The organism is Fodinibius sp. GM21 (genome assembly GCF_058386955.1).
In genome coordinates, this window is record NZ_JBYEIQ010000003.1 from 391,470 (window position 1) to 413,487 (window position 22,018).

A 22,018-nucleotide genomic window follows, 5' to 3' on the forward strand; every position below is an offset into this window, starting at 1 on the left:
TACATCAAATACGTTCAGTTTCACTATAGTAGTCATTTTATGTTTTCAACGGTCAATAATTCCCTAATTCCAAGTATCCTTAAAAAATGTAGAAGATTATAATTTATGGTACCTTGTCAAAAGAGATACACTTCTTTATCGCGAGCAGTAATAATTCAGAACCGTATTATTCAATGACTAAACATCCCCAAAGTAAAAAACAAGATGATGATCTCCTGGTTGTAGGACTGGGAGCATCAGCGGGTGGATTGGAAGCCCTCGAATCATTTTTTGATGCCATGCCCGAAAATCCCGGAATGGCTTTTGTCGTCATTATTCACCTGTCTCCCGACCATGAAAGCAGCATGGCCGAGTTGTTGCAAAAACATACATCCATGCCGGTAACACAGGTTTCCAGAAAGACCCGAATGGAAGCCAACCACATTTATATTATACCGCCCGGACAGCTGCTTACCGTAAAAAATAAGGATCTTATTTTATCCGAGGCTGATAAAAAAGAAAAAAAGCTAACGACCATAGATCTGTTTTTCCGATCGTTGGGTACAGCTTTCAGCAGCCATTCCGCATGCGTCATCTTATCCGGTACCGGCAGTGATGGAAGCATCGGTCTTAAGAATATAAAGGAATACGGCGGTATTGTAATCAGTCAAGACCCAGAAGATGCCTCCTATGACGGGATGCCTCGCAGTGCCCTGCAAACGGGACTTGTAGATATGACTCTCGTTGCCAAAGAAATGCCTGGCAAACTCATTGAATACCGGAAAAGCCTTAAAAAGATAAAAATTTCAAATTCTGAAGAACTGCCGGAGAATGATGCCAAAGTGCTCTGCAAAATATTTGGGAAAGTAAATATTAAAATGGGTCATGACTTCTCCCAATACAAACGATCTTCTGTTCTTCGCAGAATTGAGCGCAGAATGCGTATCACGCATGTAAATAAGTTGTCAGACTACCTGAACTATATAACCGATAACCCTTCTGAGATTAAAGAACTTTTCAGAGATTTACTTATCAGCGTAACTAACTTCTTTAGGAATCCTAAAGCATTTGACGAGCTCAGAAAAACCGTTGTTCCCAAGCTTTTTGAAGCTAAAAATGCAAAAGAGAGCATTCGGATTTGGGTGCCCGGCTGTGCAACGGGAGAAGAAGCCTACTCACTGGCCATCCTCCTGCACGAATATGCCCAAAAGCTTCAAAAGCCGCCAAGCATACAAATTTTTGCCACCGATATTGACCGAGAAGCACTGGACATTGCTCGTAAAGGTGAATATCCGGAATCAATTGCTTCCGATTTATCTACCAAGCGTCTTGCAAAATATTTTACAAAAGAGGGAATACAATACCGGGTAAAACAGAATATAAGTAGCTTGATACTGTTTGCCGCCCACGACCTGCTAAAAGATCCTCCCTTTTCTAAACTTGATCTTATCAGCTGTCGAAACCTATTGATCTACCTGAATCGCGATTTACAGTCGGAGATTTTTAATCTTTTTCATTATGCCCTAAAGCCGGAAAAATGGCTGTTCCTTGGCATGTCTGATTCAATCTTAGAAGCCACCAAGCTTTTTAATTCCGTAAACAACCAATACAATATTTATCGTCAAAATACGGTAACCAAATCTCAGCTTCGTCTACCACGTTATCCCCTTTCTAAAAAAAATTATGTCCCAAAAGTATCAAACAGGCATCAAAGGTACTCCAACTCCGTGCAAACTATCAATATTGAAAATCTCCACCATAAGCTGCTGTTCAAACAGTACGAACCTGCCAGCGTCATCATCAATAAGAATAACGAGGTACTCCACTCAACTTCTAATATTGATCGTTTTCTAAAATATCCCGGCGGAGAACCGAGCCAGAATATTATGGATATGATTGTTCCTGAATTACGGAAAATCCTCAGCCGTCTTCTATTTAAGGCTAAACAGGGTGAAGCTCCACTGACATCAAAAAAGGTGCAGCTCAATATTGGGAATCCCTCGAGTTACTATAAAATTATTGTGCGAAAAATAATGGAACCCAATGCTCCGGATGGGTTACTGCAAGTTATCTTTATGCAAGATCCCAATAGCCGCAAGAGCCATCCGAAAACAGTGGAGGAGGTCAAAGATGTATCAGCAGAAGAGGCTGATATTGTTGAAGCCCTGGAAAAAGAACTGGAATACACCAAGGAACAACTCTACATCACGATCGAAGAATATGAAACCTCGAATGAAGAACTTCAGGCTTCCAACGAGGAGCTGCAGTCGATGAATGAGGAGTTGCGATCTACCACTGAACAACTTGAAACTAGCAAAGAGGAGTTACAGTCGGTCAACGAAGAACTTAAGAGTGTAAATACTGAGCTTGAACACAAGATTGAAAAGCTTAATGAGGCAAATAGTAACCTTAAAAACCTGATGGAGTCCACAGATATTGCTACGCTGTTTATTGATGGTAATAACTGTGTTCAATTTTTCACGTCTGCAGCAACTGATCTTTTCAATCTGATTTCTTCTGACAAGGGGCGTCCTTTTAAACACATCACTCACCAACTCAACTATGATTCCATCCAATCTGATATTAAACAGGTAAACAAAAATCTAGAAACGATAAAAAAGGTCGTAGCTGATGACGAAGATCACAAATACATTATGCGGCTGCGCCCCTACCGTACCATTAATGATAAAATTGACGGTGTGGTTCTTACTTTTGTGGATATTACTACACTCAAAAAGGCGGAACAGCAGCTTAAGGAAGAGGTCGAACGAAGTGAAAACCTACAAAGGCAGATCCTAAGCAACAGCCTGGCCGAACGCTGGGAGTTGGGGGAGTATTTGCATGACAACCTCGGCCAAATACTTGCAACGATAAAAATTATGATCCATGAACTTAAAAATGAACTAACCAAAACGGATGAAGGCACACTATCTCCCGCTCTGAGTGAGATAATTAGCGAGATCAAAGAACTGATTGATCTCGAAATTGATAACATTCGGAATCTAAGCCACGATATTATACCTATTGACGTAGAGAAAGAGGGGGCATCACATGCATTTAAACTGCTTATGCGTCGTTCCCAAGAAGTTCATAATGTTAAATGTATTCTTGAGTCGGATGAAGTATTAGATCAGATTACCAATAGAGAGTTATCTACAAACTTGTATCACATCACGCAGGAAGCCATAAAAAATGCTGCTATCCATGGCAATGCAAAACGGATTCTCGTGGAAATCAAAAAAGAAAATGATCAGCTCCATTTACAGATTAAGGACGATGGTAAAGGGTTTTCTCCCGAAGAAACAAACAGCGAAGGCATGGGATTGCAAATAATGGAACATCGGGTAGATTTGCTGGGGGGCACTTTGGACATCAAAAGATTACCCGAATCGGATAAGTTCTCGACCTCGATAACATGTACATTCCCAGCGAAAATCATTCTAGAAGGTAAATAACCAATAAAAAATCCGCAGGCCTTATAAGCAGATGATAATGAAATTATTGTGCCTGCTGATAGAAAACCTGCGGATTTGTAAACTTATAGACCAGCTTCGAAACTTACGAGCCTAAATGCACTCCTTCACCATAAGCTTCTGCAGCTGCTTCCATCACCGCTTCTGACATGGTTGGATGTGGATGAACGGCGCTGATAATCTCGTGTCCAGTTGTTTCCAGATCACGGGCAACCACGACTTCAGCAATTAATTCGGTAACATGAGAACCGATCATATGGCAGCCCAGCCATTCGCCATATTTTTCATCAAAAACGACCTTTACGAAACCTTCCTCGTGACCGAGCCCTGTTGCTTTACCGCTGGCAGAAAATGGAAATTTACCGACTTTTATGTCATAGCCTTCTTCCTTAGCCTGTTCTTCAGTATATCCCACCGAAGCAATCTGCGGCTCACAATAGGTACAACCCGGAATGTTATTGTAGTTAATCGGCTGTGGGTTTTCTCCGGCCAAACGTTCTACACACACAATACCTTCGTGAGATGCCTTGTGCGCCAACCAAGGTCCGCCGGCCACATCACCAATAGCATAAATATTTTCTACCGATGTTTGATAAGTCTCCTTATCAACTTGAATAGCTCCTTTCTCATATTCGACGCCAATCTCATCAAGACCGATTCCTTCTACATTACCGGCTACACCAACGGCAGAAAGTACGACATCGGCTTCAACAACTTCTTCGTCATCACCGGACTTAATGGTAACCTTTACACCGTCGCCGTCTTTCTCAACTTTTTCAACAGTGCTTCCTGTGCGAATGTCCATGCCCTTCTTCTTATAGATCTTACCAAGCTCTTTGCCTATGTCTTTATCTTCGACCGGCACCAGAGAATCCTGGAGCTCAACAATCGTCACATCAGTACCAATGGTGTTGTAGAAATAGGCAAATTCAACACCGATGGCACCTGCACCAATGATGACCATTTTATCCGGCTGATCATCGAGCTGCATTGCGCGTTCCGAATCGATAATCATCTCACCATCAATGGGCAGATTCGGCAGTTCGCGCGGGCTGGCCCCCGTAGCAATGATATAATTATCCGCCTTAATTTCTTCCGTGACCTCATCGCTGTCATCCAGCACATTTACCTGGTCTTTAGATGCAAAAACCCCCTTGCCTTCAAAAACTTCAATTTTGTTGGCCTTCATCAAAAACTGAACGCCCTTGCTCATCTTGTTCGCCACATTTCGGCTGCGATCGATCATGCCGTCGAAATTAGCAGAAAACCCATCCACATCAACACCATAATCGCCGGCATGCTCAATACTTTCATACACTTCTGCCGAGCGCAACAGCGCTTTGGTAGGAATACATCCGATATTCAAACACACGCCGCCAAGGTGACGCTTTTCAATAATTGCTGTGTTAAAACCTAACTGTGAAGCGCGAATCGCAGCCACATATCCTCCGGGGCCGGATCCAATTACGCAAACATCAAATTCTTTTGCCATGGGATTACTTGATTTATTTATTGAATAAAAATGGTTGAATGATTGATTTGAACCTTAATTCATTACAAACAGCAATTTGATAAATCAATCATTCGGCCACTTTCAAAAAGCGCTCTAATTTAAGAATTATAGACGAGAGATATAAGGTTTTGCCTAATGATTCTTTGGGATATTAATACCTTATCTAAAATTCGGTTCTTATACGGGATTGGTTAGAATCTGATCCCTGATATGCGGATATTTTTCAGCTAACTGTTCAGGCTCAATCATCTCAAAATCTTCAAACTCAAAGCCGGGGCTCACCGTGCATCCCACCAACGAATACCGGCCCGTGCTATAGGCCCGCTGCCAGCAATGCCGGGGCACCAATTGCTGAAACTCAATATCATCTTTCAGATCGTTACCGAGTTTGAGCTTTTTTAGTTCTCCGTCTTTGCCAATCACTTCCAGCATCAAATGATCGCCGGCGTAAAAATGCCAGAGCTCGTCCCACCGAACTCGGTGCCAGTTGGATAATTCACCCTCAGTGAGCAAAAAGTAAATGGCTGTACCTGCAGAACGCTGGTCCCCCTTTAGCAACGATACCTGTTGTTCACTTTTGTAGGTTTCCCGATAATACCCGCCTTCCGGATGTGACAATAAATCTAATCTATTAATTACTTGTTTTGCATCGTCCATAGTTATCGATGAAACTTTTTTCTTTTAGATCTATTTAAAATAAGTTCACGAATTGTTAATAAGCCAGGCTGTCTTTTATGAAACGAAGCGATTCATATTTACCCGCATTCATTATAGCAATTTTCATCGCATTAATTTTTCAATCATGTTTAGATTCAACCGGTCCTGCAAAAGAGGAAACCGAACTGGTTTATTCCCATGTGCGAAATCCGGGCACTTCGGCCAATGATTTTCTGGCTGACTCCAACTTTACGCATTTGGTTGTGGAGGTCGATTACATGCCGGGTTACGAACCCAACGCAGAAGCCCTTGACAGCTTAAAAGCATTTTTCGAACAACGCCTGCATAAAAACTCAGTTACCATCAAAGAGCCAACCCAAATTGAGTCCCGGAACCAAGCTTCGTACAGTGCCAATGATGTTCGAAATATAGAATCCAAAGAACGTTCTACTTTTTCAGAGGGCGATACCCTGGCAGCCTATCTTATGATTGTAGACGGGGATTATAGTCAACGAGATCTGATGGGCATTGCTTACTATAATACGTCCAATGCATTTTTTGGTCCGGCTTATGATGAGGCCAGCAGCGGACCGGGCTCTATCTCCCGCTACCGCGTAGAAGCCATTTCGTTCCGACATGAATTTGGTCATCTTTTTGGTCTCGTTGATATCCCAAATTCGGGAACTGAGATGCAGGAACCACACAAGGATCAGGAAAATGGCAATCATTGTGATAATGACCAATGCCTGATGTACTATGCTACACAAACCACCGATCTTATCGGGAATACTGTTGGAGAGCAGGAAATTACTCCACTTGACGCTAATTGCATCGCTGATTTACGGGCCAATGGAGGACGATAATCAAGTCCTGAGAAAGGATTTAGAAATGTAAAATTATGACTTCTAACTAAAACTGAATGTTATATAAAAATCTCAATATGAAAATATTTAAGCGACTTTCACTATTTCTTTGTTTTTCACTGGCATTATTAGTTACGAACTGTTCTGACTCCAGCACTGATCCCGCCGACACCCCTCCGCAAGAATTCAATAGTCAGGCAGCTCCCGGCGACTCTGCCCATGCGTATCTTGCAGGAGATCAATATACCAACCTCCAGGTTGAAATTGATTACATGCCGGGCCATGAACCCACACAGGAAGGGCTGAACAGCTTGCAAACTTTTTTGGAGGAGCGACTAAACAAGCAGAATATTTCGTTTAGCACCCCAAACGAAATTGATGCCGAAAGCCAGTCCAGCTACAGCAGTAACGATATCAGAGCTATTGAAGAAGAATATAGAGATAATTATACCGAAGCCGGAGACAATACTTTGCATGTGTACTTTTTGGTTGTTGATGGCGAATATAGCCAGAGCTCCAATGTAGTAGGCATTGCTTACTGGAATACTTCAGTGGCATTTTTTGGTGAAACAATTGCAAGTGCAAGCGGTAACCCACCAGTATCTCCTTCGCGAGAGAAAGTGGAGAGCACGGTGTTTCGTCATGAATTCGGCCACAATATGGGACTTGTTGGAAACGGAACTCCTACTCAGTCCGATCATAAAACGGATAACAGTGCACATTGCACCACCGACGGCTGCCTCATGGAGCCTGCCATAGAAACAGCAAACTTTTTTGAAAATTTTAGTGGTGAAGTGCCTTCACTCGACGAAGCTTGTATTACTGATTTGCAAGCCAATGGCGGGAAGTAATTCAGTAGATTTGTCGTGAGTATTGAGTAGTGAGAAGCTAATATCTCACTACTCACATCTCATGACTCTAATCAACCTTGCTTAAATTTAAAGAGGTTCTCAGCACCCACCTTTTCCTCGGCCTGACTTAGCGCATATCCGCTGTCAAACAATACGATTGGATTGCCTTCCATATCCTTGGTCACATGAGTTGAATAGCTGCTCTCCAGCTTATCGATGACCGTTTCATCATCACCCAGCCAACGCGCCGCGTGATACGAAACTGAATTCATATGCAGTTCGGTATTATACTCGGTTGACATTCGATGTTTTACAACATCAAACTGCAGGGCGCCTACCGTTCCTAGCAACAGCTCATTTCCAACACCATTTGGCACCTCAAATACGTGCACAACCCCCTCTTCGGCCAGCTGCTTAAGTCCTTCGCGCAGCTGTTTACGTTTAAAGGGATCCTTGGTGGAAACCTTCATAAAATGTTCGGGTGTAAATAGCGGGATTACGTCAAACTTAACGGGATCGTCACTGTAGATAGTTGTCCCAATACGAAATGATCCGGGATTAAATAACGATACAACATCCCCGGGGTAGGCTTCTTCGAGAATATTTCGTTCATCACCCATTAGCGTATGGGGCGTAGACATTTTCACTTTGTTCCCGGTATTGCTTTCAGTGACCTGCAGTCCGCGTTCAAATTTCCCGGAGGTAATACGAATAAAGGCCGCACAGTCGCGGTGATCGGGATTCATATTGGCCTGCATCTTAAAAACAAAACCTGAAAACCCGCGATCGAGATCCCGATCTTCATCATTTTCATCCTGATAAGGCTGCGGAGGATTGGCCAACTCCGAAAAGTAATCCAAAAATACATCGAGGCCGAAGTTGTTAAGCGCCGAGCCAAAAAAGACGGGCGTTGCCTTACCATTGGCGAAAGCCTCATCGTCCATCATCTCCATCATATCTTCGGTAAGCATCACCTCTTCACGAAACTTCTCCTTATCAAACTCAGAAAGGCGTGCCTCCTCAATTCCTTCCTCTAAATCATACAATTCAGTCTCGGCTTTCTTAGCTCCGTGCTCTTCTTTTTTCTGCAGATGCAGTTTCTTGCCAATCAGATCATAAATCCCCTGAAAATCCCGTCCGTATCCCAATGGCCAAGAGGCAGGTACAGGTTCAATACCCAACTGGTTTTCGATATTACTAATTACTTCCAGCGGCTCCAGTCCGGGGCGGTCACACTTGTTTACAAATGTGATAATAGGTATTTCGCGCATTTTACAGACTTCGAAGAGTTTCTCGGTCTGCTCTTCAACGCCTTTGGCAACATCAATAACCATTAGTGCCGTATCGGCGGCAACAAGTGTTCGCAGGGTATCCTCAGAAAAATCTTTGTGACCCGGCGTATCCAGCAGGTTAAATTTAATGCCCTCCTTTTCGAATCTCAGCACCGATGAGGTCACCGAAATACCCCGCTCTTTCTCGATAGCCATCCAGTCGGACGCCGCATAGCGATTGGCCTTACGCTGACGGATAGAGCCGGCTTCATGTATTGCTCCGCCATATAGAAGCAATTTCTCGGTAAGTGTTGTTTTACCCGCATCAGGGTGAGAAATTATGGCAAAAGTACGACGCCGCTTGGCCTCTTCTATAATCTCTTGCTGCTGTTTTGTTTTGGTATCAGTCTTGGACATGAAAACGTTCTCAGGGTTAGATATTCAAAAGCCTGTAAAGATAAGGAAATTTCCGGCATATATCACCTTCATCTGTGGGTAATGATATCCCTCTTATAAGGTTAAAACAGATTCATCTGCTTACTTTGCCGATCAATAGGCCAGATAGGCATGGGGTCAATCTCGACTAAATCAGACAATAATTGATGGAAACGTTTGGCATTTTTAGGTTGGCTCACTTTATCAGGCGTATGGATAAATACGTAAGGATGCAGCCCTTCCCTTATCCAATCGGCCACAACAATAGCCCACTCCTTCAAGTAGGGTTCATTGCCAACAGGATCATTAGATCCCACAAAACGAACAAAGGGACGTGCAGCGGTATTATCAAATCGCACGGGTACGTTCGGCTTCTTTTTCTTCGCCTCCAACACCGAGGACTCCTCGGATTTCATAGCATGCAGTTTTCGCGTATCAAAAATTACGCGGTCGATACTATAGCTTTTAAGTAATCGATTGAATCGATGTTCTTCACGACCATGATTAAAGAAATCCGAATGACGTACTTCAATAGCATAGTGATACGCACTCGGCAATATACTTACCACCTTTTCCAGTCGGTGAAACTCGTCGATTGAGAAGTTCGGGGGAAGCTGTATATGAAAAGGTCCCAGCCGATCTTCGATGGTATCGAAAGTTTCTATAAAGGCTAGAACATCTTCCTCAACATCATTCAGACGTTTTTCGTGGGTAATCGAACGGTGGAACTTAAAACAGAATTTAAATCCGTCGGGTGTAGCCTTCTTCCATTTTTCCAAGGTCTCTTTAGAAGGGACATTGTAAAAGGTTGTATTTCCCTCTACTGCGTTAAAGACCGAGGAATATTGACTTAGAAAATCATCCGGCCTGGCATCATCGGTAAAAAAGTTGCCAACCCAATCTTTCAGACTCCAACCGGTACATCCAAGATGATATTTTCGAATTCCCATGCGAAAAATTTAGGTGTAATGTTGCCACCATCTATCTTCTTCAACGGAACAGTATCAAAAACCGTTCTTTTGAATTTACTTTTCCGGCGGCATGGTTCCAAAAACACGATCCCAAAACGTAGTAGAGACGCCAAAAGCCTTATCCGGATATTTGTAATGATGCAAGGCGTGATGACGATATTGCGTTTTAAAAACGCTCGGCACCTTTCGTTTGTGTACCGCAATATGCACCGAAGCGTATATGAGATAACCCGTCATAAAGCCCGGCATGAAAAGGTATACCCACTGATCCAAAACCAGTGAGAACGCCAGGTATAGCAACCCTACAATAATTAATCCCGGGATGGGCGGCATCATCAACCGTTCTTTATCACGTGGATACTCGTGATGAATACCGTGGATGGTATGAGCAATACTATGGGCGACTTTTGATTCCGGAAAATACTCATCGAGATGGTTGATATACCGGTGGAAGAAATACTCGAAAAAGGTCCAGAAAAACATGGCACCCAAAAATACAACAACTGCTAGTGCCCACGACGGTGCTATTGCTTTTGCATAGCCCATGTACAGTAATCCGACAGCAATACTAATATAGATTGTTGCCGACACCGAGGCCGGAGCTTTGGTCATCAGCTCCAGCACTTTATTATTAAATATTCTGCCTTGTCCCTCGTTTTTTATTGCTTTCTGACTCATAGCTACCTCTCTCTTTATTTGTGTGTTCAAAAATCTCTCAAGGCTATATTTTACCTTTTTTGGGATATAAACGCTAATATGAAATTGAACGGTGAGGATCTAAAGCTACTCTTGTTGAATGCTTTCAACAGGATCAATAAGGGCCGCTCGCAGAGATTGATAACTTACGGTCACTAGCCCAATCACTATTGTAGCAATTCCTACTGTCACAAATATTGCTACAAGGTTCCATCCCAGTTCTATCCGGTAGGGAAAATCCTGCAACCATTGCACGGCCAAATAGTAAATAACCGGCCAGGCTATAATATTTGAAATCACGATCAGCCTAAGGTAATCCTTCGATAAAAGTGCCACAATATTGGGAACGGTCGCCCCCAGTGTTTTTCGGATTCCAATCTCTTTCGTTCGTCGGGAGGCCGTATAAGAAGCAAGTCCAAAAAGTCCCAGGCACGCCACCAGAATACACAACAGGGTAAAAATGCCGGAGACACTACTCATTTTTGCTTCGGAGCTATAAATTTCTTGCAGCCTTTCATCTTGAAAAAAGTATGTGAAGGGATCTATATGATTGACCTCCTTCCAGGTTGTTCTTAGTGCTTCTAACCCTTCCTTTGTGCTTCCCGCCGTCAATTTTGCAGTAGCAAATTCAATATTTCTAACCGTTGGGCGTCCTTCCTTTACCAGGTTAATAACCAGCGGGGATATCTCTTTTTTGATAGAGGTATAATTAAAATTATCAACGACACCTATTACTTCCAGAGGCTCTCGCTCATCTTCAGCAGTTGTAAAATAAAATCGGGTCCCCAACGCATCGCGGGGCGTTTGAGCATCAATTTGATTTAACATCGCCTCGTTGATCAAAATAGAACTCTCTGCATCAGCAGGATAATCGCGAGAAAAGCTACGCCCGGCCAACAATTTTATATCATACGTTTCAAGAAAGTCGTGCTTTACGTGGAGCGTCATATTGGTAGGCGGGGCATCCGGCTGATTTGCCGGCGAATACTTTGAAAAAAACTGGCTTTCAGATCCCAATATCTTGCTCATCCCCGTAATGCCTTCTACATGCGGACTCTGAACGGCTTTTTCCTTAAACTGATTAAATTCCCAAGCAATGAGCGTTTGTGTAATTGGCATTACCACAACCTGCTCTTGATCAAAACCCATTTTTTTATTCTGCATGTGTTGCAGCTGTAAATAGACGATAACTGTGCCAATAATTAAAACTACAGAAAGGGTGAACTGAAAAATCACCAATCCCTTTCGGAGCAATTTTTCTCTCGCCCCACTTTTCGACCCCTTGGATCCATGCATAATCGTTGTTGGATCAAACCCCGATAAATATAATGCTGGATATAAGCCCGCAAGTAACGCCACTACAATAAATAAAATCAGAACTCCACCAATTATCTTCCCATTCGTTACCACTTCGGCTCCCAACGAAAGACCCAAAAATTCATTAAACCATGGCAATGACAAATAGACCAAAAAGAGCGCTACCAGGAATCCTAATCCTGTCATCAGCATCGACTCTCCCATAAATTGTCCAAAAAGCTGCTTTCGTTGTGCCCCAAGCACCTTTCGCATCCCAACTTCTCGAGCTCTTTCTGTGGAACGAGCAGTACTTAAGTTCATGAAATTTATGGTTGCAATGACTAAGATCAGCACAGCTACCGCCGTAAACAGGTATACATAAAAAATGGAGCCGTTAGCCTCCATCTCTTGATCCAGATTAGAATACAGGTGGATGTCGGTGAGCGATTGCAGACTCAGTGTAATCGTTTCCCCCTTTTCCCGATCGGCATAGTTTTTATCTACAAAAGCAGGAAATTGTGATTCCACTTCTTTTGGGGTAACCCCCTCTTTAAGCAGTACGTATGTCCAGCAGGGATTCCAAAACCAACCCTCCATAAATGAACGAGAACCGTATAACTTGGGCAAACTGTTAAACGACACCAACATATCCACCTGGAAGTGAGAGGTTTTGGGCAGTGCTTTCATCACCCCGGTTACCGTAAAGTCTTCGACCCCTTTAAACGTCAGCTGTTTGCCTATGGGATTTTTATCTCCAAAAAATCGACGGGCTTGCTTTTCCGTAATTACCGCTGACATCGGATCACTGAGTGCTTTTTGCGGATTCCCGCGGATGAGCTCAACAGAAAAAACATCAAAAAAAGTAGAATCTACTACATAGAAATGGTCAACACGAAATGATTCCTCAGTCTGTGTATTTAAAATAGTTCGCACTTCTTCCTGCATGTCGAAAAAACGAACCGTTTTTTCTATCTGTGCGGAAAAATCATTCTGCAATGTTGGAGCTACAGGGAAAGGGGTAGTAGCCCCGGCCTCATTCTTGGAAGAGGTTTGTGTGGTTTGCGTTACACGATATATGCGATCAGATTTTTCGTGAAATTGATCGTAACTAAGTTCATGAAACACATATGCTGCAATAAGCAGACAACTGGCAATCCCTATTGCCAAACCCAATACATTTATGAATGTAAATCCTTTTCGCTTACCCAGGTTACGGAAAGCAACCTTTAAATAATTTTTTATCATAGCCTTTTATTAATGTCTAAAACGCAATAGTCTCTCAAGAACACAACCAACGATAGAATAAAAGAGTTAAAAGACCCCAACTTGTTACAAAATTAACCTAGTATTAAGTCAATTTAATAAACTGTTATTTTGACGTTCGCAAATACGGAATAATCTGATCATCGAGCAGGTTAAAAACGGGTTCTTTATAGCTGCGGGACTGGGTTGCATTTTCAAGTGCGCCCGTTATTACAATTGTAGCCTCAAGTTCAGGAATCATAAAGATATATTGACCTCCAAAACCCCAGGCGAAGTAAACCTTGTAGCCACCAACCGGTTTATTCCACCACATATATCCGTAATTGTAGGGATTATAGTTGCTACGGGTATAGGTTTTAAATGAATCTGTAATCCAATCTTTCGTAACAATTCTTTGTCCATTATAAAGACCCCTATTTAACATCAGTTGACCAATTTTGATCATATCACCCGGAGCCAACGCCATATTGTTTCCTCCCATATAGTATCCCTGTGGATCACGATCCCACCCGCCCACTTGTATGTCCATCGGATTAAAAAGATGTTCTTCGGCAAAAGCCTTGGTGCTCATTCCGGTAGCTTTACTCAGTATTGCCGACAACAAATGCGAGGTCCCGGTACTGTAAGCCATATCACCGCCGGGTTGCTTTTCCATCGGCTGGTTCAACGCGAATTCGACCCAGTTATCACTTATGACCCAGCGGCCGTAGTTATGAAAGCTGGTGGTTTCAAGTCCTGACCGCATTGTCAGTAAATCTTTAATCGTAATCGACTCTTTTACAGAATCAGGATTAGCTCGAAAATAATCTTCGAAGTAGGATGTGATTGGCTGGTTGACGTTTTTTATATGCCCTTTTTCGACAGCTATGCCTATCAATAGCGAAATAATGCTTTTTGAAGCAGATTTGATGTTAGTCGCTTTCCCCTCTTCCATCCCATTAAAATAATAAGTAGCTAAGAGCTTACCGTCGTGCTGAATCAATAAGCTGGTTAAAGAGTTAATTGAGGAAGCCTTATGCTGGATTTGCTGCAGGGATAATGAGTCGACCGAAGATAAAGAACGAGCATCAGCTTTTTGAATGCCACCCCAAAAAGTTAACAAGAGGCTAACCCCTAACCATTTTACTAAACTTGCTGAAACTCTAACCATCTCAATAATTTGTTTCGGCTTTCTACAATCATATATCAAATTATTGAAGGATAAATATTATCATAAGGTTCCAATCGGGAAATTATTACGGTTGCCGAATCTTTGCTACACGTGAAAATCTTCTTCGATTTCTTGCTGTACTATTTGTCCGTCGAAGAGATTTATCGTCCGCTCGGCATATCCGGCGTCATGTGGTGAGTGAGTCACCATTACAATGGTCGTCCCCCGATCGTTAAGTTCTGCCAATAATTTCATCACTTCATCACCATGATCAGAATCCAAATTACCGGTAGGCTCATCGGCAAGTATTAATTTGGCGTTCGCCACAACGGCGCGGGCTATAGCTACGCGCTGCTGCTGTCCGCCGGAAAGCTGCTGCGGAAAGTGATTACGTCGATGCATCATATTCATGCGATCGATAGCAGCTTCAGCCTTTTCTTTACGCTTCTCTTCGGGCATCCCCAAATACAGCAATGGAAGCGCAACATTTTCAAAAACAGTAAGTTCATCGATCAAATTAAAACTCTGGAATACAAAACCGATATTTCCTTTGCGTAGTCGAGCTCTTTCGCGCTCTGATTTATCGGACACTTCATAATCCAAAAACTGATAGGTACCTCCCGAAGGGTTATCGAGCAGCCCCAAAATATTTAGTAACGTCGATTTTCCGCATCCCGATGGCCCCATAATAGCACAAAATTCTCCTTCTCCTATTTCCAGATCTATACCGTTGAGGGCTGTCGTTTCAACTTCATCGGTGGTATATATTTTTTTAAGATTGCTTGTCTTTATCATTTTCTAACTCTTTAAGCTTTCAAATATTTGTAAAGTTACTCTATGTTGAGGACTTCATTTTCACCAAAAGAACCATAATCAGAAATTATTACCCGATCTCCCTTGTCCAGTCCGGCAAGCACCTCAAAATAATTGGGGTTTTGTCGTCCCAACCGAATATCATGTTTTACTGCTTTTGCACCGTCTTCTGAAATTTTATATATCCAATTACCGCCGGTTTTTTGATAAAACCCACCCCTATCCAATACTAATGTCGATTCTGATTCCCCAAGCATAAGTTGAATGCGTAGTGTCTGCCCGCGAGTAAGATCGGCGGGGATCTGCCCGGTAAATTCCATATCCACTTTAAATTTCCCATTTTCCACAACCGGATATACCTTGGTAATATTCAGCCGATGGGTTTGCCCGTTATAATCGAATGTACCTTTTAATCCTTGATTAATTCTGGATAGGTGATACTCATCTATTTGCACACGAACCTTATAGTTATCCAATATATCGACCTGGCCAATTCGATCGCTGGATGAGATAGATTGTCCCGGATTAAGTTCAATAGTAGACAGTTGTCCCGATATGGGAGCCGTTACCACCAGGCGATCCAGAATATTTTGCACCGCTTCCAGACTCGTCCACATTCGCTCCAGTGACTGATCGATCTGGCGAAGCTGTTGGCTCGACTTTATTGAGTCCTGCTTAAAAGATTCGTAAATCAAGTTATACCGCTTTTGCTGATAGTCATAATTCGCTTTCGTTTCCAAAAACTGCTGTTCGGCAATAAGATTCTGTTCATATAATTTCTGCTCGCGCTCATAGTTCGACTTGGTGATTTGTAATTGATTTTTTGCCTCCGCCAACCGCTCTTTCAAACTCAGTGTATTTTGTTCAATATTGAGACGAGAATTTCGGGTTTGGTTGATCTGATCATAAATATCAGAGGTTTGCTGCAAAACCTTCAGTCGCAAATCGGAGTTGGAAAGGGTAACAATTGTGTCTCCCTGCTCTACCATTGAACCGGTCTCTTTATAAATTTTATCAACAACGCCCCCTTCTACTGCATCCAGATACATGGTCTGGATAGGTTGTACCGTTCCCCTAACCTGAATAGACTCCTGAAAAGATTCTTGCTGAACTGTACTAACGCTTATGTTTTCCCGATCCACATTTAACGTGGATCGTGTATCCATAAAGCCAACGCTGTATATAAAAATCGCAAGAATGGCCACAATCCCGAGAAGCATTCCCAGTTGCTTCTTACCCCAAATGTTTTTTTCAATTTTTTTGTCCATTCCCTCACTGGAAATGCGCGAATCATTCTTTGCGGCCATTACTAAGCCCTACATTGATTTTATTTTTTAAGCTATTTATCCCGATTGGTCAAACATACCTTTAGATGAATCATCAGTTACCCAAGAGTTCTCGGAAGTCTGTTTGTTACAAAAATGTTAACAAGTAAAGAAGCATTAAGCGGGATTCGTTACTGTCCTAATATTTTGTCGATCTCTTCTACTAACTCCTTATCATATTTTTCTCGGTGATGACTGGGGATCGTTGGTTCATATTCGGGGTTATTTATTGTAATCTTTGTTTCATTATCCGAGATACGCTCAATGATGATTTCGCCTTCGTCGCTGGGCTGCGCCGATGTATTATAATAATCTGTAGAGCGAAAGGTCACGAAATATCGATTCCCATCATCCGATTTGTTGGCAAAGTTAATCTCCAATGACCGACCTCTTATTGCCCTTTCAACAGTATTAACCATGGTATCAAAATCCTTACTGTAGGTCTTTGTTCGATCCCCGGCAACCGTCCCCAACGGTCCACAGCCTTGTAAAAAAGCTATTCCCGCAATAGATAAGAGTATCAGTACTTGTTTTGTTAGAGTATTCATAAGAACCAACTTTGGGTTGTATTTGCTTTTAAAAATTGAGTATAAAAAAATATATCCAGTAAATTGAGCCGTTTCTCAAACTTTTGAAGTTATGATACTCACTCGCTAATGAATACTTTTCGCCTTTTATCTCTCACCTCGTATATTTCAGCAAATTAACCATCAATTTCGGGTTGCATACTTATGCCAAATAAGCCGCTGCTTACGGTATCCATCGTTGTGCAAAATCATCGGGATGTTATTGAGTCTACCCTGACATCGCTTTATGAAATTTCGGGCATCCCCTTTGAACTCTTTATTGTTGATGACGGGTCTACCGACCACAGTGATGAAGTTATTCAATCTGTTCTGGATTACTACCAGCACGAGCAAACCTTCTATTTTACCCACGAAGAACCCGCGGGATTAGGTAACTCGCTAAATGAAATTTTATCGCAACGAAACGGACGACTTTTCTGGGCACCACAAACTATTTCTGAAATTGATACCGAACAATTAAGTCTCCGGCTCGAACAGCTTACCGAATCAACCGATAGTGTTCTGGCGCTTCAAAACCAAACGCTGCCAAACAGTTATAACGGGTGGATTGATCTTATCCAACAAAAGAACTGGCCCCAAAATGGTTCTTTTATCTGGGATTTATCAGCTCTTACTACTGCCAACAGGTTTTTTAATCCCTATTTAAAAGAATTCCACGGACTTGAGCTTGCGGCCCGGCTCGGTGATCTTTCATCGATAAAAAGCACCGTGAGCTGGTTTTTTCCGAGCAGTCTTTGTGAAGCCCCCGAACCCGACTTCAACCTTCGTCAAGACCTACTGCTAACCCTGCTGCGCAGGGCTGAATACGGCGGACAAATGCGGGAAACTATTCTTGAAACTCTTCAAAAACTACCTGTAAAATCAAAGAAATCGTATGACAATGAACTGCTTAACGAGGCGGTGCAGGTTAAAGAAGATGGGAGATTCAATTCGGCACTGGAATTAATCGAGGAGGTGCTGGAAAATAATCCAAATCACAGTGGCGCGCGCAATCTTAAGATTGAAATTCTCGAAAAAAAGCGCCGATATGTTGAGGCATCGGAGCTCAAGCACCAGGTTTCAAAATCGCAACAGGAGCAAGAACAACCATCACCTGAAACCCAAAAACCATCCGACCCTGAAGATGTTACTGTTAGTTTAATTATCCCAACCACAACCTATGGCAAACCCGCCCTTGAGCACTGTCTGCTTTCGGTCTCTGAGCATTGCAACACGTCTCAACTTGAGCTCATCGTTATCGATAACGCCAGCCTGGATAATACCCATGACTATTTAGATGAACTTAAAGAAAAGAATTTTTTGAACTGCCGGGTTATCACTAATAAAAAGAATGCTGGGTTTGCAGCCTCTGTAAATCAGGCTTTGGAAAAGATAAACGGGGAGTATGCCTGCATAGCCCACAATGACATTGAGTTTGTTGATGATGCTATTACCCGGCTTCGGGAACTGATTGAGTCTAATCCCAAGTATGCCGTTATTGGTCCCACGACAAACAAAACACTCAATCCTGAACAGGCAACCAGGAACGTTCAAGAAGATGATCCTGATCTTATTCGAGCCGAATACCTCGACAGCTTTTGTATGATGATGCGAGCCGATGCAAATTTAAAAATGGATGAGGCCTTCCAGCTAGCTTTTTTTGAAGATATTGACCTTTGTTTTCAGGCGCGTTCTAAAGATTTCAGAGTCGGTATTGCTCCACACATCCAGGTTAAACACCACTTTGGCACGACCACATTTTCACTGGATCTGGATACCGAAAGCGAGCAATATTGGAAAAATGTATCCTATTTTAATGAAAAGTGGAATATCGAAGTCTTTTCCGAGGATGAACTAAAATCACTCAGTACGTTTGACCAACTTTTGGCTCTTGACGATCTGGTGAATCCGTTATTCCCTGAACCCAAAGTTCAGCAGCAGTTTGAGCAGCTTTTTACCGATGAGCTGAAAACAGAAATTTTAAACACCCAACATGATGAGGAAACACTTTGTAAGCTTGTGCATCTGTTTATGGTGATGGAGGAACGTGAAATTATGCGTCATCTCGAAGACAAACTTATCAATGTCGATATCCCTGCATCCCTCATTTATCAACTGGTGCGCTTTTATTTTAACCGCAATATTTATTCGCGATGTACCCACTACCTCAATCAGCTTAAACCGCAAAACGAATCGCTGCGCGCCGAGTTGTATCGCTTAGCTATCCTTGTTGAGAATAAAGACCTTGACGGAGCCATACCAAAGCTGAAAGAACTGATGGATCATGCTCCAGCAAATCCAATGCTCTATAAACTGGCCGGCGATATTCACAAGTTTAGCGGAAATAAGGAAGAAGCGATCTCATTTTATGATCTTGCAGAGCAAATCAATCCTTTTGAGTTTGCCAACGAAGAAAAAGATGCGTTTGGTTTTAAGCTCTAAAAAAGCCGCTTTTCTGCGAAAGAAAGGAGGGTAAAAAAAAGAAAGACCCCACCGATCAAGGTAGGGCCTCCACTATTCATCAAGAGAGACGCCTAAAAAGGCGCCTTGTAAAATGCCTAATTATATATAGAGTTCAAAATATAATTATGGGTTATTTGTTAATAATCTCATTAACGAACCATAATATTCACGGTATTCAGCAGTTTCTTCAGGCTCTCCACCGTATCCAGCTTGTCTCTTTTTTCATAACTGTTAATAAGATTCCGAATACATCGGGCAAGGATATCCTCTTCACTGCTGTTCTTAAAATGTTTGCTCCTCGGCTCTACACCATTCTGCTTCAAAAAGTAATAGCATTGATCATAGGTTACGACTTTTCCGTGATCAAAGGGATCAATCAAAATCTCTTCATTTGCCGTTTTATATTTAATCATAAAATGAATGGGCATATTGATCCCGTAAAACGGTAAATCCAGACGACGTCCAAGAAACAGCACAATTAGCGCCAGCGAAATGGGTAATCCCTCGCGTCGGTCGATCACGCGATGCAAATATGAATTATGCGGATTATAATAATCACTGGTGCTTCCGCTGAATTCCAGATCCTCAAACACAAAATTGAGAACTTTGTGCATTTTCTGCGTTTCGCTGAGCGAATAGCGTACATCATCGGCAATCATATCCGCAAAACGATCGAGCTTTTTCTTGTATTCTCTCTCGCGCAATGTTGGATTATCAAATCGCGACAAAATAAATACGGCCTCTTCCAGCTGCTTCAAATTCGAAAGTCCACCTTCGAGAACATCCATAAAGTCCTGCTCTACACTTCCAAAAGTAATATGCTGGATAATTTCATTAATGAGTTCCCGCGATTCTGCATCGCTGGTCTCACTCTTTTGTTGATCGAGCAGAGGCACCGCCGTTTCACCAAGCTCAAATAAACGATCGCGAACTTTGGATTTAACAAAAGGGTCGGGGTCATCCAACAGATAAACAAGCGATTCTATTTCTGACTTCTTAGCTGACATTATTGTGGGGGATAAATTTACCGTCTGATTATTTTTATAAACAGCGTTAGCCATTAAATCGTGCGATTAAAATAGAGAAAAAGTTGTCGAATTATCTAACTAAATCTCAATTTAAATATTGCCTGTTCAAAACGTATATTTGGCTTTGTACGATAAGCTTCTCGGTCAACTTTTCAATCTATTTAACAAATATATTCATGAAGTTATCCATTACATCCGAAACCGGATTATTACAAAGCGTTATAGTCCACACTCCCGGTAAAGAAGTTTCGCTGGTTAACCCTGAGCTCAAAGACGAGCTCCTTTTTGATGATATTATTTTTGAAAGTGACGCCCGCCAGGAACACCTGGACATGCTAAAAGTTTTTAAAGCTGCTATGCCCTCAGATGGGAAAATTCATGAAATCACCGATCTGTTTGGGCAAACTCTAGATATGGAGGAAGCCCGCGGATATTGCATAGAACAACTAATCCACAGACTGCCAGAAGAAAATCTAAAAGCTATTGACCAAGATCTGCTTAATCTTTCGGGTGATGAACTGTTGCGCTTTGTGGTCAACGGAGTAACATCTTCTATTTCTGACTACAATATGCATCCCACGCCCAACCTTTTGTTTACCCGGGATCTGGCTGCCGTCGTAAACGAAAGCATTCTATTATCACGTCCGGCCAAAAAAGCCCGTTTTCGTGAAGCCGTGCTTATGGAAACGCTAATTAAGTTTCACCCGCTGTTTGGGGATATCAAAGGGAAAACGATTAAAATTTCAGATCAAGAATCTATTGAGGGCGGCGACGTGCTTGTTGCCTCTGATAAAGTAGTACTTATAGGCATGAGTGAACGAACATCGTTCAGCGGGCTGATGAATGCCACAGAAGGATTGCTGAAGCAGGGTGTTGAACATGTTCTTGCCGTCGACATCCCCAAACAACGCTCGTCCATGCATTTGGATACTATTTTTACCTTTGCCAGCGAAACCGAATGTGTCGTTTTTCCACCGGCTATCACCGAACGCAGTAATAACGTCGTAGCCCTGCGATCACAAAACGGATCTATCATTTCGGAATCAAAACCTTCTTTAAAAAAGGCGCTCGAGGAACTGTTAGGTCGCGACTTCACGTTTATTGATTGCGGCGGGTCACAACGCACCAATCAATTTCGTGAGCAATGGACTGATGGTGCTAACGTTTTTGCTTTAGCGCCCGGCGTAATCGTAGGATATGAACGAAACACAAACACCTTCAACGAGTTGAAGAAACATGGATATGAACTAATGAACCAATATGAATTTATTGAAGAATACAGCGATACGCCTTTTGAACCTACGGACAAAAAAATCGCCATCAGCTTTATAGGCCACGAACTCTGTCGAGGGCGCGGCGGCGCTCGATGTATGACCATGCCCATAGCAAGAGAATCCTAAAAATA

Annotated in this window: 16 protein-coding genes; 5 read left to right on the top strand and 11 right to left on the bottom strand. The window is 42.4% G+C overall.

The window, feature by feature from the left end; translation table 11 throughout:
* Positions 1 to 173: 173 nt before the first annotated feature.
* A complete protein-coding gene (locus ACT3IB_RS08965; protein ID WP_491538664.1) occupies positions 174 to 3,434 on the top strand; it encodes a CheR family methyltransferase in 3,261 nt (1,086 codons plus the stop codon).
* A gap of 103 nt (positions 3,435 to 3,537) precedes the next feature.
* On the opposite strand, the gene lpdA is transcribed toward ACT3IB_RS08965, so the two are convergent.
* Positions 3,538 to 4,944: a dihydrolipoyl dehydrogenase gene (lpdA, locus tag ACT3IB_RS08970; RefSeq protein WP_491538665.1), complete on the bottom strand. Its 1,407-nt coding sequence runs from the start codon at positions 4,942 to 4,944 to the stop codon at positions 3,538 to 3,540.
* Between the two features lie 198 nt (positions 4,945 to 5,142).
* Entirely contained in the window at positions 5,143 to 5,622 is a 480-nt protein-coding gene (locus tag ACT3IB_RS08975) for a cupin domain-containing protein (protein WP_491538666.1), read from the bottom strand.
* A 77-nt stretch (positions 5,623 to 5,699) separates the two neighbouring features.
* Here ACT3IB_RS08975 and ACT3IB_RS08980 point away from each other — a divergent pair, with 77 nt between their 5' ends.
* The gene (locus ACT3IB_RS08980; protein ID WP_491538667.1) at positions 5,700 to 6,485 is read left to right on the top strand and encodes a M12 family metallo-peptidase; all 786 of its coding nucleotides are present in this window, start codon (positions 5,700 to 5,702) and stop codon (positions 6,483 to 6,485) included.
* A 77-nt stretch (positions 6,486 to 6,562) separates the two neighbouring features.
* The gene (locus tag ACT3IB_RS08985) at positions 6,563 to 7,336 is read left to right on the top strand and encodes a zinc-dependent metalloprotease family protein (protein ID WP_491538668.1); all 774 of its coding nucleotides are present in this window, start codon (positions 6,563 to 6,565) and stop codon (positions 7,334 to 7,336) included.
* A gap of 71 nt (positions 7,337 to 7,407) precedes the next feature.
* On the opposite strand, the gene ACT3IB_RS08990 is transcribed toward ACT3IB_RS08985, so the two are convergent.
* The 8 genes from ACT3IB_RS08990 to ACT3IB_RS09025 form a co-directional block, all read right to left on the bottom strand.
* Positions 7,408 to 9,024, bottom strand: coding sequence for a peptide chain release factor 3 (locus ACT3IB_RS08990; RefSeq protein WP_491538669.1), 1,617 nt, complete (start codon positions 9,022 to 9,024; stop codon positions 7,408 to 7,410).
* Between the two features lie 101 nt (positions 9,025 to 9,125).
* Positions 9,126 to 9,992 (bottom strand): DUF72 domain-containing protein, encoded by an 867-nt coding sequence (locus ACT3IB_RS08995; RefSeq protein ID WP_491538670.1) that lies wholly within the window; start codon positions 9,990 to 9,992, stop codon positions 9,126 to 9,128.
* Between the two features lie 75 nt (positions 9,993 to 10,067).
* Entirely contained in the window at positions 10,068 to 10,691 is a 624-nt protein-coding gene (locus ACT3IB_RS09000; protein ID WP_491538671.1) for a sterol desaturase family protein, read from the bottom strand.
* A gap of 105 nt (positions 10,692 to 10,796) precedes the next feature.
* Positions 10,797 to 13,250, bottom strand: a complete 2,454-nt coding sequence (locus ACT3IB_RS09005; RefSeq protein WP_491538672.1) for an ABC transporter permease — start codon at positions 13,248 to 13,250, stop codon at positions 10,797 to 10,799.
* 124 nt (positions 13,251 to 13,374) lie between these two features.
* The gene (locus ACT3IB_RS09010) at positions 13,375 to 14,418 is read right to left on the bottom strand and encodes a serine hydrolase domain-containing protein (RefSeq protein ID WP_491538673.1); all 1,044 of its coding nucleotides are present in this window, start codon (positions 14,416 to 14,418) and stop codon (positions 13,375 to 13,377) included.
* Between the two features lie 105 nt (positions 14,419 to 14,523).
* Positions 14,524 to 15,213: an ABC transporter ATP-binding protein gene (locus ACT3IB_RS09015; RefSeq protein WP_491538674.1), complete on the bottom strand. Its 690-nt coding sequence runs from the start codon at positions 15,211 to 15,213 to the stop codon at positions 14,524 to 14,526.
* Between the two features lie 35 nt (positions 15,214 to 15,248).
* The gene (locus ACT3IB_RS09020; protein WP_491538675.1) at positions 15,249 to 16,538 is read right to left on the bottom strand and encodes an efflux RND transporter periplasmic adaptor subunit; all 1,290 of its coding nucleotides are present in this window, start codon (positions 16,536 to 16,538) and stop codon (positions 15,249 to 15,251) included.
* Between the two features lie 149 nt (positions 16,539 to 16,687).
* Complete coding sequence (locus ACT3IB_RS09025; protein WP_491538676.1) at positions 16,688 to 17,104, bottom strand: hypothetical protein; 417 nt, start codon at positions 17,102 to 17,104, stop codon at positions 16,688 to 16,690.
* 183 nt (positions 17,105 to 17,287) lie between these two features.
* Here ACT3IB_RS09025 and ACT3IB_RS09030 point away from each other — a divergent pair, with 183 nt between their 5' ends.
* A complete protein-coding gene (locus tag ACT3IB_RS09030; protein WP_491538677.1) occupies positions 17,288 to 19,564 on the top strand; it encodes a glycosyltransferase in 2,277 nt (758 codons plus the stop codon).
* 170 nt (positions 19,565 to 19,734) lie between these two features.
* Here ACT3IB_RS09030 and ACT3IB_RS09035 read toward each other — a convergent pair whose 3' ends face one another.
* The gene (locus ACT3IB_RS09035) at positions 19,735 to 20,646 is read right to left on the bottom strand and encodes a transglutaminase family protein (RefSeq protein ID WP_491538678.1); all 912 of its coding nucleotides are present in this window, start codon (positions 20,644 to 20,646) and stop codon (positions 19,735 to 19,737) included.
* A gap of 143 nt (positions 20,647 to 20,789) precedes the next feature.
* Between ACT3IB_RS09035 and ACT3IB_RS09040 the strand changes: the two genes are divergently transcribed.
* Positions 20,790 to 22,013, top strand: a complete 1,224-nt coding sequence (locus ACT3IB_RS09040; protein WP_491538679.1) for an arginine deiminase — start codon at positions 20,790 to 20,792, stop codon at positions 22,011 to 22,013.
* Positions 22,014 to 22,018 lie beyond the last annotated feature (5 nt).